Origin of the sequence: Polaribacter gangjinensis, from assembly GCF_038024125.1 — a bacterium.
Taxonomy (GTDB): domain Bacteria; phylum Bacteroidota; class Bacteroidia; order Flavobacteriales; family Flavobacteriaceae; genus Polaribacter; species Polaribacter gangjinensis.
The window spans coordinates 950,295-964,773 of the sequence record NZ_CP150662.1; the positions used below are offsets into that span (position 1 = coordinate 950,295).

Sequence of the window (14,479 nt, forward strand, 5' to 3'; positions counted from 1 at the left end):
CACTTGAATGCCAATATTTTACTTGAAGAATCACAACAATTTATAAAAAATCATTTATACGATGATCTAACTAAATTGATTTTTAAAGGAAGTCCAATCGCAGGAGTTTCCATTCAAGAATTGGCAAATCAAATTGTAGCGAAAAACAAATCAGAAAAAAAATTACCCACTTGGTTTTCGCAAGAAAAAATCTATTATCCTGAGAAAATTAGCATTGAACAAACTTCATCAGAAATCACTGCCAACTACAAATCAAAATTAGTTTCAGGAAAAAAATTGATTGATATTACAGGTGGATTTGGAGTAGATTGTTACTATTTTTCTAAACAAATTTCAGAAGTATTTCATTGTGAAATTGTCCCTGACTTATCAACAATTGTGGCGCATAATTATCAACAATTAAATGCAAAAAATATAACCACAATTTCGGGTAATGGAATTGATTATTTAGAAAAAACCAATGATTTTTTTGATTGGATTTACATAGATCCATCAAGAAGAAACGATCACAAAGAAAAAGTGTTTTTATTGAAAGATTGTTTGCCTGACGTTACAAAATATTTGGATTTTCTATTTACAAAAACCAATCAAATTCTCATCAAAGTTTCTCCGATTTTAGATATCACAAACACCATAAATGAGTTAAAATTTGTTTCAGAAATTCATATTATCGCTGTTCAAAACGAGGTAAAAGAGTTACTTTATTTGATTAATAAAAATTCAACTAAAGAAATTAAAATATTAACTATCAATATTTTAAATACCGAAAATCAAAAATTTGATTTTTTTATCAACAATCAAATAACAGCAAAGTATAACTTACCTCTCTCCTATTTATACGAACCAAATGCAGCTATTTTAAAGTCAGGTGGATTTGACCAAATTGGCACTGAATTCAATCTTTTTAAACTACATAAACATTCACATTTATACACTTCAAACTCATTGATTGATTTTCCTGGAAGACGTTTTAAAATTGAAAATATTTTTAAATACGATAAAAAGATTTTTAAGAAATTGATTCCAGAAAATAAAGCAAATATTACTACTAGAAATTTCCCAAAAACTGTGGCTCAAATTCGAAAAGAAACCAACCTAAAAGATGGTGGAAATTTGTATCTTTTTTTCACAACAGATATAAACGAAAAGCTAATATGTTTATTAACAAAAAAATGTTAATAAATTAACAAGATTTAAAGAATAATTTTCGATTAAAACAATTTAAATTAAAAAAAAGTATTATATTTGCATAACTTTATGTGTTTTATTTTTAGGGGTATAAAACACTAAAAACATAGTCTCGATTTCGTATCGAGACTTTTTTTTTGGCTACACTTTTTTCACTAAGTTTGTATAAAATGCTGTAATATTTTATGCAATCACACATTTATCAAGGAATAAAAATCACAAGAAATTCTCATCAAGTCTTTGAAGATGAATTGGTGGTTGAAGCGCCTCTTCAAATAAACATCAACAATGAACCTTATACGGTCGTAATGAGAACTCCTGATGATGATATGGAATTGGTTAGAGGATTGCTATTTGCAGAGGATATTTATAAAAGTGTCGTCAATTTTAATTTTTCAATTATTGAATCTCAAAACTCAATTCCAACAATTGTAAATGTTACAATTCCTGATAACAATCTTGGAAAAGGGTATTTAAATAAAAGAACACTTCTTTCCGTTTCTTCTTGCGGAATTTGTGGTAAAAAAGAATTAAAAGATATTGAAATTTCTGGAGAAAAATTTGAGAAAAATCAAGCAATTTCTCTTGAAAAAAAACAAGAAATGTATTCAAAAATGAGTTCATTTCAACATAATTTCAAAAAAACAGGAGGAAGTCATGCTGCTGCAATTTTTGATGAAAAAAACCAACTTTTAAGCATCAAAGAAGATATTGGTAGACACAATGCAGTTGACAAAGTTATTGGTGATTTACTTCAAAAAAATCATTTAAAAAAAGCTCAATTTTTATTAGTGAGTGGCAGAGTTTCCTATGAAATTGTCACCAAAGCTTTTATTGCAAAAATTCCTATTATTGTAGCAGTTTCAGCATGTTCTTCATTAGCAGTTGATTTTGCAAAAGAATTTGGAATTTGTCTAATAGGTTTTACAAGAGAAGATAAAATGACAGTGTATGCGAATCCAAATTTAAAAACTACGTAAGATGTCAAAAAAAATTCAAGCAACACCTCCAGAAAAATTGACAGGAATTGAACTCACAGAAATTCCAACTTCTGCTGCTGGTTTTAAGGCAATAACGTCTGTTTTTAAAACCATAAATAACGAAGTAGGACTTTTAAAAGGCATTGGATTACTCAAAAACTTAAATCAAAAAGATGGTTTTGATTGTCCAGGATGTGCTTGGCCTGATCCTGATGAAAAAAGAGCATTTTTGGCTGAATATTGCGAAAATGGCGCAAAAGCAATTGCTGAAGAAGCCAGTAAAAATATAGTATCTCCTATTTTTTTTGAAACACATTCTATACAAGAATTATCTGAAATGTCAGATTTTGAATTAGGAAAAAGCGGACGAATTACACATCCAATGTATTTGGCAGAAGGTGCTGAACATTATCAAAAAATCGAATGGAAAGATGCTTTTGAATTGATTGGAAAAGAATTAAACGCCTTGAATTTTCCTGATGAAGCCATTTTTTACACATCAGGAAGAACCAGCAATGAAGCTGCATTTTTATACCAACTTTTTGTAAGAGAATTTGGTACCAATAATTTACCAGATTGTTCTAATATGTGTCATGAATCTAGTGGTGTAGCGCTTTCTGAAACATTGGGAATTGGAAAAGGTTCTGTTACTTTAGATGATTTTAATCATGCAGATTTGGTCATTGTAATAGGCCAAAACCCAGGAACAAACCATCCAAGAATGTTAACAGCATTGCATGAAACCAAAAAAAATGGTGGAAAAATAATCACCATAAATCCATTGCCCGAAGTTGGTTTGATGCGTTATAAAGACCCTCAAAATCCCTTAAAATGGGTTGGTTCAGGTGAGAGTTTAACAGATATTTTTCTACAAGTTAAAATAAATGGTGATGTAGCTTTGTTGAAAATCATTCTTAAATTGATGAAAGAGCAAGAAGAATTGCATCCAAATTCGGTATTTAATTATTCATTTATTCAAGAAAAAACAGCTGGTTTCGATGATTTTTTGAATGATCTAGATCGTTATTCTATAGAAGAATTATTACCTCAAACTGGCATTTCGTATGAAAAAATTAAAGAAGCAACTCAATTAATCATCAACAATGAGAAAATCATTATTTGTTGGGCAATGGGTTTAACACAGCATAAAAATGCGGTTGATAATATTAGAGAATTGGTCAATATATTGCTTTTAAAAGGAAGTATTGGGAAAAAAGGTGCAGGAACTTGCCCTGTTCGTGGACATTCAAATGTGCAAGGAGATAGAACTATGGGAATTTGGGAAAGACCCAAAAAGGAATTTTTAGATAGTTTGGAAAAAGAATTTGGATTTAAAACTCCTAGAAATCATGGCTATGATGTTGTTGATGCTATTGAAGCAATGCATCAAAAAAAAGCAAGTGTTTTTATAGGAATGGGAGGAAATTTTATTTCAGCAACTCCCGATACTAATTATACAGCAACCGCTTTACAAAATTGTAATTTGACGGTTCAAATATCTACAAAACTAAACAGAAGTCATTTGATTCATGGAAAAAAAGCATTGATTTTACCTTGTTTAGGACGTTCTGAAAAAGATATTCAAGCTTCTGGTGAACAATTTGTATCTGTTGAAAACTCAATGGGAATTGTACATCAATCAAAAGGTCATTTAGAACCTTGTTCAAAAAGTTTGTTTAGTGAGGCTGCTATTGTTGCAGGAATTGCCAATGCAACATTGAAAAATTCAACTACAAATTGGACAAATATCATCTCAAATTATGATTTTATACGCAATAAAATTGAGGCAACAATTCCGGGATTTGAAGATTATAACAAACGAATTCGTCAAGAAAGCGGATTTTATTTACCAAACAATGCCAGAGAAAATAATTTTTCAACAACCAAAACAGGAAAAGCAAATTTCAGCATCAATAAAACTTCAGAAATTGATCTAAAAGAAAATCAATTTTTAATGATGACCATTCGAACTCATGATCAATATAACACAACTATTTATGGTTTAAACGATAGATATAGAGGCATTTTAAATGAAAGAAGAGTCATTTTTATGAACAAAGAAGACATGAAAAATCTTGGTTTACAAAAACTAGATTTGGTTGATTTAACCAGTCATTTCAATGGAGAAGAAAGAAATGCCCATCAATTTTTAGTGATTCCTTATGATATCCCTAAACAATGTACCGCAACTTATTATCCAGAAACAAATGTTTTAGTACCTTTTAACAGTGTAGCAGATATCAGTAATACGCCCACTTCAAAGACAATTATAATAAGTATTAAAAAATCAATTAAATGTTTATGAAAAAAATTATTTTAGTAGTTGCCTCATTATTTTTAGCACAATTATCTTATTCTCAAGAAAAAGAAATTCCAGAAATGAAGTTTCAAAAAGGGTTTGCAAAAATGGATTTCCTACCAATAAACATGCCTAATAACGAGGCAGATATGGGTTTTACAGGAATACATTACAACATATTTTTAAATGACTACGCTTATGCTGGTTTAGGAATTTATGGAGCCGTTTCAGGTATAAGAGGTGGATTTTTTACATTGGGAGTAAATGCTGGAATCAAAAAATTCATCACTGATAATTTGTACACCGATTTTGGGTTTCATTATGGTGGTGGTGGTGGTGCAGGTGCTCCAGATGGTGGTGGAATTTTTGTAAAACCTCATGTAAACTTAGGATATCAATTCAAAAATTTCGGAATCAATGCAGGATGGAGTTATGTGAATTTTTTTGATGGTGGAGAAATTAAAAGTCATCAATTGAATGTGGGTGTAGAAATTCCATTAAACTACGAATATGCTGATTATGATGCCTCAGAAAGTGAATACAATTTTGAAGGTTTACAAAAATCAGGTTGGAATATCCCTTCTAAAAGAACTTCATTCATGCTACATTTTAATAATTTAAAAATTAGTGGAAATGACGATAATAGAAATGTAAGATTATTAGGAAGAAATACAATTCGTCTAGCTGGTTTTGAATTTGCAAACTATTTTTCAAAAAATTGGTTCGGATTTGTAAAAGTTGATGGAGCTTACGATGGCATCAAAGCTGGTTATATGGATGTTTTTTTAGGTGCTGGTTATCATTATGCATTTAATAAAAATCGCACCAATATTTTGGTGAAATTTGGAGCTGGCGCAGGTGGTGGTGGTGGTGTTGATAGCGAAGGAGGTTTTTTAATTTATCCTGATTTATCAATTGAACAGCGATTATTTGAAGACACTTTTATTGCTATTAACAAGGGATACGTCATGTCACCTAATTCACATTTTTACACCTCTTCTTACGGTATTGGTTTAAAATATTATTTAGAAAGAAACGGAATTATTGCTGATGAAAAATCATTCTCTTCAGGAAAATTCAAAGGCCTTGAAGTAATTACCAAACACGATATTTACTTTGATGCAGTAAGAGATGGTCAACCAACGGAAGATTTACATCAAATTTCACTTCAAGTTAATTTAAACCTCAACAAAAACATCTATGTTGCAGGGCAAACATCCTTTGCAATTTATGGAAATGCAGGTGCTTACGCAGAAGGAATTGTTGGTTTGGGAGTAAAAACCAATCCTTTCATGAATGATAGAACTACCCTTTTCTTGCAAGGTTTGGCTGGTGCAGCTGGTGGTGGTGATATAAGTACTGGTCAAGGGCTCATCATAAAACCAAGTGCCGGTTTGAATTATGAGGTTACAAATACCTTAGGATTCAGGGTTGAAGGTGGCTATGTAAAAGCAAAAGGGGGAAATTTAAGTAGTCCAATGTTTAATTTTGGAATCAATTACAACATTTCATTTTTAAAAATGAATCAAAAATAAATTCATAAATGAACCCTAAAAATTCGTCAATATTCATCCTTTTATTGTTTCTTAACATTTTGAATCTAATTTCTCAAAACGATGTGATTATACCAAAACCAAATGAAATTTCTTTTAGGAAAGAAACTTTTCAAATTGATCAAAAAACTATCATTTTATCTAATGAAAAGACTTATAAATCAGCCTATTTATTAAAAGAATATTTTAAAAATTCATTTGATATATCATTGAAAATTTCAGAGAAAACCATTCAAAAAACGAATGTAATTCAATTTCAATTTGATGATAAAATTGCTGATGAGGGTTATAAATTAACAATTGTAAACGGAATTATAAACATTGAGGCTTCCTCAGAAAAAGGTTGGTTTTATGGCATTCAAACACTAATTCAAATTTGTGATTACAATGCTTTTTATTCAAAAGAATTAAAAAGTTTAAAACTTAAGGAAGCCACCATAAATGATGCTCCAAGATTTAAATGGCGAGCTTTTATGTTGGATGAAGCACGTTATTTTAAAGGAAAAGAACAAGTAAAATTACTGTTAGATGAAATGGCGCATTTAAAAATGAATGTATTTCATTGGCATTTGACAGATGATCAAGGTTGGAGAATCGAAATAAAAAAATACCCACGTTTAACCCAAATTGGAGCAACAAGAAAAAGTACTCAAATTGGTCCTTTAGAATGGGATAGCCCCATTCAATCAGGAGAAGTTCATGAGGGTTTTTACTCACAAGAGGATATCAAAGAAATTATTGAGTATGCAAATGAAAGACACATTACCATTGTTCCTGAAATTGAAATGCCGGGTCATTCTTCAGCAGCAATTGCCGCTTATTCTTGGCTAGGAACTTCAAAAAATGACATTGAAGTTCCCATCAAATTTGGCGTTGGAACTGATGTTTATGATGTTGCTGACCCAAAAGTCTATCAATTCTTAACGGATGTTTTAGAGGAAGTTATGGCGCTTTTCCCATCAAAAGTAATTCATATTGGTGGTGATGAAGTGAAATACAATCATTGGAAATCATCAAAATCAGTGAATGAATACATGAAGAAAAACAACCTAAAAACCCCTGCTGATTTACAAGTTCATTTTACAAATAATATTTCAAATTTTATTCAAAGTAAAAACAGAAGAATGATGGGTTGGAATGAAATTATGGGACACAATTTGCATGATTATCAACAAAAAAATGACACAAAAACTTCGCAAATGCTTGCTAAAGAAACTATTGTCCATTTTTGGAAAGGAGATATTGAATTAGCAACAGCTGCAGCAAGTAATGGTTATGAAATCGTAAATTCGTTTCACAATTTTTCGTATTTAGATTACCACTATAAAAATTTACCTTTATCAAAAGCGTACAGTTTTGACCCAATTCCTGAAGATTTGGATGCCAAATATCATGATAAAATTATCGGTTTAGGTTGTCAAATGTGGGGAGAATGGATTCCTACAAGAGGAAATATGCATTTTCAAGTTTTTCCGAGAATTGCTGCTTATGCCGAAATTGGATGGACAAAAAAAGAATTGAAAGATTTTGATTCTTTCAAATCAAACTTATCATCATTAGAAAAAAGATGGACTGAAAAGGGTATTTATTTTGCGCCAAATGCTGAAGTTGAAAAAAATTAAATTTTTTAAAATTGGATAAAATACTTTCAATTGCACCAGGAAGAACTTGCCTATTTGGGGATCATCAGGATTATTTAGGTTTGCCAATTATAGCCTGTACAATCAACAGGCACATCACTTTAATGGCTGTAAAAAATAATAAAGATTATTTTTTTCTAGACAAACCAGATATCAAAATAAAAAGAAAAATCTATTTTAAAAATGATATTATTTTACCTGAAAAAGCAGATTTTTTCCTATCAACATTACAAGTTTTAAAAAGATATGGTTGCATTCCAAATTGCGGTTATGACATAAAAATTACAGGAACAATTCCAATAAATGCGGGTACATCAAGCTCGTCAGCAGTTGTAGTTGCTTGGGTACAATTTTTATTGAAAGCATTTGGTCCACAAGAATTATTATCTCCAAAAAGTATTGCTCAAATTGCTTTTGAATCGGAAGTTTTAGAATACAATTTTCCTGGTGGAAAAATGGATCAATTTAGTATTTCTTTGGGCAATATAATTTATTTAGAAACTGGACATGATTTTTTGGTTGATGTTATAAATTCGCCTTTAGATGGATTAATTATTGCTGAATCTGGAGTAAAAAAAGATACTATTGGATTGCTAAAAACACTCAAAGAAAATTCTTGGAAAGCCATTAAAGAAGTTGAAAAACAGATTCCAAATTTTTCAATAAATGATGCTAAAATCGAAGATTTAAATATGTATTTTGATTGTTTGACAGATGATTTAAAACCTTATTTTGAAGCAGCTTTAGGAAATTATGATGTCACCAAAAAAGCACTTCACGAATTTAAAAAAGAAACTTTAAATCTCGAAAAAATAGGCAGTTTGATGAATTTACATCACCATTATTTAAAAAATCTCCTAAAAATTACCGTTCCAAAAATTGACGATATGATTGATGCTGCTTTAAAAGCTGGAGCATTAGGAGCAAAAATAGTTGGTTCTGGTGGTGGTGGAAGTATTGTTGTGCTGTCTAAAAAAGAAAATGAACAGCAAATTTTAGATGCAATTTTAGCTACAGGAGCCAAAGATGCGTATGCAGTTTCTGTTGATAGAGGTGCCAATGTTCATTTTGTAAATCACTTTTAACAATAAAAAATGCACGATAATCTGATAATTTTAGCTGGTGGAATGTCTTCCAGAATGAAGAAAAATTCAACTTCTAATTCTTTGTCAAAAGAAGAGGAAATTCAAGCCAATGAAAGAAGTAAAAGTTTGATAAGTGTAGGAAATAATGGCAGACCGTTATTAGATTATCTGTTGTTCAATGCTAAAAAAGCAGGATATAAAAATATCTATATTGTCATCAATGAAAAAGCAACACTTTTCAAAGAATTGTATGGTCAAAAAAAAGAAAACAATCCATTTCACGGTTTATCAATTTCTTTTGCAATCCAATATATTCCTGAAAATAGAGAAAAACCATTTGGAACAGCAGATGCTGTTTTTCAAACAGTTGAACAGTTTCCTGAGTTAAATCATCAACAATATACCATTTGCAATAGCGATAATTTATACTCAGAAAAATCTTTGAAAATCTTAAGAGAAACTCAAAATAAAAATGCGTTTATTTCTTATGATAGAGATGCTTTACATTTTTCAACTGATAAAATATTAGGTTTTGCTGTCATGAATTTAGACTCCCAAAACTACTTGAAGTCAATTATTGAAAAACCATCTGAAGCAATTGCCAATAATCATAAAGATTCTTTAGGAAAAATTCGTGTAAGCATGAATATTTTTAAGTTTGATGGTGAAAATATGTTTTCATATTTGAAAAATTGCCCTGTAAATCCTGAAAGAAATGAAAAAGAATTACCAACAGCTGTGTTGAATTGTGTAAAAGATGATGCAAGAGCTTTTTTGGGAATTCCGATTTCAGAGCATGTTCCTGATTTGACTTCAAAAGAAGATATTAGCATCATCAAAGAATATTTAAAAAATCATTACCCAGAAAATTTGAACTGGTAAAATTCAATATAACAAACATTTTTTTGAACTAAAAATAACTTATGATTTCACTCAATACTTTTGATTATATTTTGATAATTGGCTTTTTTGCTCTTACTCTATTCATTGGAATTTATGTTTCAAAAAAATCTAGTAAAGATTCTACTGAATATTTTCTCTCTGGAAGAAATATGCCTTGGTGGCTTTTGGGAGTTTCAATGGTTGCCACAACTTTTTCTACAGATACACCAAATTTTGTAACAGATATTGTAAGAAAAGACGGAGTTTCAGCAAATTGGATGTGGTGGGCATTTTTAATAACAGGGTTATTAACTGTATTTGTATATGCAAAATTGTGGCGAAAATCAGATTTAAAAACAGATATTGAGTTTTATGAATTGCGTTATGGAGGAAAACCTGCCAAATTTTTAAGAGCTTTTAGAGCCTTATATCTAGGGTTTTTATTCAACATTTTTGCAATGGCCGGCGTTACTTTGGCTGCTATAAAAATTGGTGGAATAATGTTAGGGTTAGAACCTTGGGAAACCATTATTTATGCAGGAACAGTTACAGTCATTTTTAGTACTTTAGGAGGATTTAAAGGCGTTGTTTACACTGATTTTATTTTGTTTTTCACAGCTATGGCTGGTGCAATTGGTGCCGCAATTTATTTAGTAAATATTCCTGAAGTTGGCGGAATTCAAGCGTTATTATCTAATGAAAATGTTACTGATAAATTATCCATTCTTCCAGATTTTTCAAACACTGAAGCTATCATCACATTACTCATTATTCCGCTTTCTGTTCAATGGTGGAGTTCATGGTACCCTGGAGCCGAACCAGGAGGAGGTGGTTACATCGCACAAAGAATGTTGGCTGCAAAAGATGAAAATAATGCTATTGGAGCTACTTTTTTCTTTAATATCATGCATTATGCTTTGCGCCCATGGCCTTGGATATTGGTGGCTTTAGCTTCGTTAGTAGTTTTTCCAGATGTTGCAAGTATTAAAGAAGCTTTTCCGAATATTGCCGATAATAAATTAGGACATGATTTGGCATATTCTGCAATGCTTACAAAATTACCGAATGGACTTCTTGGACTTGTATTGGCATCGCTAATTGCTGCTTACATGTCCACTATTTCTACTCATTTAAATTGGGGTTCATCTTATATTGTCAATGATTTTTACAAGCAACATATCAACAAAAATGCATCAGAAAAAGAATTGGTATTTACAGGAAAAATTTCAACAATAATTTTGATGATTTTTAGTGCCTTATTTGCATTATACCTTCAAAATGCCAAGCAACTTTTTGATATCATCATTATGTTTGGTGCAGGAACTGGATTGATTTTTATTTTAAGATGGTTTTGGTGGAGAATAAATGCATGGAGTGAAATATCAGCAATGATTGTTTCTGGAGTTATTTCTCTATTATTTTCGTCAGATGTTATAAACGAACTATTTTTTGGAGCGCAAGGATTTTTTCCTAGTTGGGCAAAATTTCCTTTAACTGTTTTGATAACTTCCATAATTTGGATAGTAGTTACTTATCTTACAAAACCAGAAAATGAAGAAACTCTCACTAATTTTTATAAAAAGACCATTCCAGGTGGACCTAGTTGGAAATTTTATTTTACCTCAATTGTAAAAGAAAAAAATATTGATATTAATTATGAAAAAAGTTGGAATCTATCCTCTGAAATCAAAGCAATATTACTAGGATGTTTATTGATTTACTCCATACTTTTCGCAACTGGCCATTGGATTTATGGAAATACCAAAACTGCAATTTCTATAACACTGTTGGTTACAATTTCAATTTACTTATTATCAAAAATTTGGAAAAAGTTAAAAAATAATTTTTTATAATTCTTTTGAAAATGAAAATAAATTTTGATTTGTAAAAAATATTTGTATTTTTGAAAACTATTAACCCCTTATACCCCTACAGAATGGATAAAGATACCATGAAACAAGTATTTATGCTTGTAGTTACCTCAGTGCTCCTTTACTTTTGCGGATCTTATTTGACTACAATTGGAGAATTAAAAAGTTTATTTGATGGATTGGTAGTAATGATTTTTTTCTTTTCATTATTCCCATTTTTAAGTCTTTTTACAATTTTCGTTATTAGATTTTTAAAATCTTTATTAAGTTTTAGAAACTATTAATTTAAAGGACTGAAGTAAAAATTTATATTTTGTCGTTAAAACAAAATAAAAAAACTTGAGGAATAATTTCTCAAGTTTTTTTGTTTTATATTAAAATAAAAACATCTTATAAACAAAAAAGAACTGAAAATCAACAGATTAACAGTTCTTTATGTGATCGCGCCAGGATTCGAACCTGGGACCTACTCATTAGAAGTGAGTTGCTCTATCCAACTGAGCTACGCGACCTAAGTCTTTAAAATTTCAATCTTGCTTTAAACAAGAAAACCTTATAATGTCGGGGTGGCAGGATTCGAACCTGCGACCTCCTGCTCCCAAAGCAGGCGCGATAACCGGGCTACGCTACACCCCGAAAGCAATTTAGCGGAGAGACAGGGACTCGAACCCTGGCGACCCAAAGGTCGACAGATTAGCAATCTGCTGCATTACCACTCTGCCACCTCTCCTTACATTTAAAATCCGAAAACTTTAAAAATAAAAATTGCGAGTGCAAATGTACTACTCCAAAAACAATTTAGCAAGACTTTTTATTCTTTTTATAATTCTTTTTTTATTCAGGATAATCTACTCGTAAATGATAAATATTCATCAATTTTTTCTTAATTACTTTTTTAATTATTTTAATTTCTCTGAAAGTAATATCGGAATTTAAAAACTGATTATCAGCCATTTGTTTTTCAATAATTTTATCTATTAAATCACTTATAGATTGTGCTGTTGGGTTTTTAATACTTTTTGAAGCTGCTTCTGATGAATCACACATCATTAAAATGGCAGTTTCTTTAGAAAATGGTATGGGTCCTTGATATTGAAATTGCTTCATATCAACTTTTGAATCAGGATTTAACTCTTGTTCTTTTTTATAAAAATAGTATGTAGTTGTTGTACCATGATGTGTCCTAATAAAATCTATTACTCGATCAGGAATATTGTGCTTTTTTGCCAATTCTATACCTTTTATAACATGATCAAGGATGATTTTCGCACTATCTTTTGGAGATAAATCACTATGTGGATTTACTCCTGTAGTCTGATTTTCAACAAAGTATAAAGGGTTATACATTTTTCCAATATCATGATATAGTGCTCCAGTTCTTACTAACATTGAATTTGCGCCAATTTCATTTGCTGCAGCTTCTGCTAAGTTGGCAACTTGCATGGAGTGCTGAAAAGTCCCTGGTGCTTTTTCATTCAATTCTCTTAATAATTTTGTGTTTGTGTTTGAAAGCTCTAATAAAGTAACATCCGAAACCAATCCAAATACTTTTTCGTATAAATAAATTAGAATTATTGACAAAAAAGATAACAATCCATTTGCGGCAAATAGAGTGAAATAATCAAAATTTAATTGCGATGCATTGCCTTCTTTAATGACCGAAAAAGCAAAATAAGTAAGCATGTAAATAAATGTAATTTGCGCAACAGAAATAAATAAATTGGCTCTTTTGTATAATTCTGAAACCGTTAAAATTGTTACAATTCCAGCAATAATGTGCAAATAAATAAACTCAAAACTGTTGGGAACAATATATCCCAAAAGTAATACTGTTAAAACATGAGTAAATAATCCTAAACGCGCATCAAAAAAGGCTTTTATAATTATTGGCAGAATACTTAATGGAACAACATATAAATAATCTGCATTGTATTTAATAACCAATGTTTGAACGAATATAATCGCAAAAACATTGAAAAATATAAACGTTACCTTGTTATTGTTGTTGAAAATTTCGATTCTATATTTATGAAGAAATAACAACAACATCAGCAATGCCAATGAAACTAGTATTGTATAACCTAAAACAATCCAATTGTAGTTAGATTCTGTCCATATTTTCGATTCAGATTCTGTTTTTAAAGAGTTCAGCATGGCTAATTTTTTACCTTCAACAATGCCGCCTTTTAAAATAATTAATTCTCCAGATGCAACTTTTCCTTGTGTTAAGGAAATATTTTTAAGTTGATTATTGATGATTTTAGCAGTAAATTCTTCATCATAAAAAACGTTTGGTTTTATCGAATTCACCAAAATATTCAACAATATTTCTTGTTTAAAATCGTAAGGTTTTTTTCCAAGGTTTGCATTAATTATCGATAAAATATCTTTGGTAGTAAACAAGTTTTTAAACAGTACATCAGAAACAACATTGTCTTTTTTTAATGCAACAATCTCATCATTTTTAAAAGAAACATCCGTAATTAAATCCTCTAAAAATCCTTGCTCATAAACTTTTTGTAACACCTTTTCACCAATTCTTCTGAGCGATTTTACATCTTCATCACTCAAAGAATCTTTTGATTTAATTGAATATATCTTTTTTACAAATGTTTCATTTACCTCAGTAACAATTTTTGTGTTATACTCAAAATATTGCGTTGCATTGGCAATGATTTCATTTTTTTCGGTAGCAATTTCATCAGCCGTTTTTTGAATGGCAAAATCAAAAGGAGCATACAAGTTATCATATTTCCAGAGTTGTCCATTGCTAAAATCATATTTAAATTGTCCTCCTTTAGGAAACAAGTAAACAATTGCAATTGTGGTAAGTATGAATAGGATTATTTTATAAATAATCGAATTATTTCTATAAAGTTTATTTACTAATTCGCTCATAAATGTTGGCTAATAACAACAAACTTAGCATAAAATTATGAAGGTTAAAAATTAGACATCTATAAAGATTTCATTTTGATTAA

Annotated in this window: 9 protein-coding genes and 3 tRNA genes; 8 read left to right on the plus strand and 4 right to left on the minus strand. The window is 30.2% G+C overall.

Going from position 1 to position 14,479, the window contains the following annotated elements:
* The first annotated feature begins 3 nt into the window (after positions 1-3).
* The 8 genes from WHA43_RS04175 to WHA43_RS04210 all read left to right on the plus strand — a co-directional run bounded on the left by WHA43_RS04175 (position 4) and on the right by WHA43_RS04210 (position 11,480).
* Positions 4-1,179, plus strand: coding sequence for a THUMP-like domain-containing protein (locus WHA43_RS04175; RefSeq protein WP_105045879.1), 1,176 nt, complete (start codon positions 4-6; stop codon positions 1,177-1,179).
* Between the two features lie 194 nt (positions 1,180-1,373).
* Complete coding sequence (gene fdhD / locus WHA43_RS04180) at positions 1,374-2,168, plus strand: formate dehydrogenase accessory sulfurtransferase FdhD (protein ID WP_105045880.1); 795 nt, start codon at positions 1,374-1,376, stop codon at positions 2,166-2,168.
* A gap of 1 nt (position 2,169) precedes the next feature.
* Complete coding sequence (locus WHA43_RS04185) at positions 2,170-4,473, plus strand: FdhF/YdeP family oxidoreductase (RefSeq protein WP_105045881.1); 2,304 nt, start codon at positions 2,170-2,172, stop codon at positions 4,471-4,473.
* Positions 4,470-6,002, plus strand: a complete 1,533-nt coding sequence (locus WHA43_RS04190) for a hypothetical protein (RefSeq protein ID WP_105047285.1) — start codon at positions 4,470-4,472, stop codon at positions 6,000-6,002. Before WHA43_RS04185 ends, WHA43_RS04190 begins: the two co-directional genes overlap by 4 nt.
* Before the next feature lie 83 nt (positions 6,003-6,085).
* A complete protein-coding gene (locus WHA43_RS04195; RefSeq protein ID WP_226742813.1) occupies positions 6,086-7,642 on the plus strand; it encodes a beta-N-acetylhexosaminidase in 1,557 nt (518 codons plus the stop codon).
* A gap of 11 nt (positions 7,643-7,653) precedes the next feature.
* Positions 7,654-8,745, plus strand: a complete 1,092-nt coding sequence (locus WHA43_RS04200; protein ID WP_105045883.1) for a mevalonate kinase family protein — start codon at positions 7,654-7,656, stop codon at positions 8,743-8,745.
* Positions 8,746-8,754: 9 nt separating this feature from the next.
* Entirely contained in the window at positions 8,755-9,627 is an 873-nt protein-coding gene (locus WHA43_RS04205; RefSeq protein WP_105045884.1) for a sugar phosphate nucleotidyltransferase, read from the plus strand.
* A 41-nt stretch (positions 9,628-9,668) separates the two neighbouring features.
* Positions 9,669-11,480, plus strand: coding sequence for a sodium:solute symporter family protein (locus WHA43_RS04210; RefSeq protein ID WP_105045885.1), 1,812 nt, complete (start codon positions 9,669-9,671; stop codon positions 11,478-11,480).
* A gap of 456 nt (positions 11,481-11,936) precedes the next feature.
* On the opposite strand, the gene WHA43_RS04215 is transcribed toward WHA43_RS04210, so the two are convergent.
* The 4 genes from WHA43_RS04215 to WHA43_RS04230 all read right to left on the minus strand — a co-directional run bounded on the left by WHA43_RS04215 (position 11,937) and on the right by WHA43_RS04230 (position 14,396).
* Positions 11,937-12,010: transfer RNA gene (locus WHA43_RS04215), tRNA-Arg, on the minus strand.
* 49 nt (positions 12,011-12,059) lie between these two features.
* A tRNA-Pro gene (locus WHA43_RS04220) sits at positions 12,060-12,134 on the minus strand.
* A gap of 12 nt (positions 12,135-12,146) precedes the next feature.
* A tRNA-Ser gene (locus tag WHA43_RS04225) sits at positions 12,147-12,228 on the minus strand.
* Between the two features lie 104 nt (positions 12,229-12,332).
* Entirely contained in the window at positions 12,333-14,396 is a 2,064-nt protein-coding gene (locus WHA43_RS04230) for an HD family phosphohydrolase (RefSeq protein ID WP_105045887.1), read from the minus strand.
* Between the last annotated feature and the right edge of the window lie 83 nt (positions 14,397-14,479).

Bases quoted from the DNA above. Each gene is read 5' to 3' on its own strand.
- WHA43_RS04230 (WP_105045887.1), bottom strand. From the start codon at position 14,396: ATGAGCGAATTAGTAAATAAACTTTATAGAAATAATTCGATTATTTAT.
- fdhD (WP_105045880.1), top strand. From the start codon at position 1,374: ATGCAATCACACATTTATCAAGGAATAAAAATCACAAGAAATTCTCAT.
- WHA43_RS04210 (WP_105045885.1), top strand. From the start codon at position 9,669: ATGATTTCACTCAATACTTTTGATTATATTTTGATAATTGGCTTTTTT.
- WHA43_RS04205 (WP_105045884.1), top strand. From the start codon at position 8,755: ATGCACGATAATCTGATAATTTTAGCTGGTGGAATGTCTTCCAGAATG.
- WHA43_RS04185 (WP_105045881.1), top strand. From the start codon at position 2,170: ATGTCAAAAAAAATTCAAGCAACACCTCCAGAAAAATTGACAGGAATT.
- WHA43_RS04190 (WP_105047285.1), top strand. From the start codon at position 4,470: ATGAAAAAAATTATTTTAGTAGTTGCCTCATTATTTTTAGCACAATTA.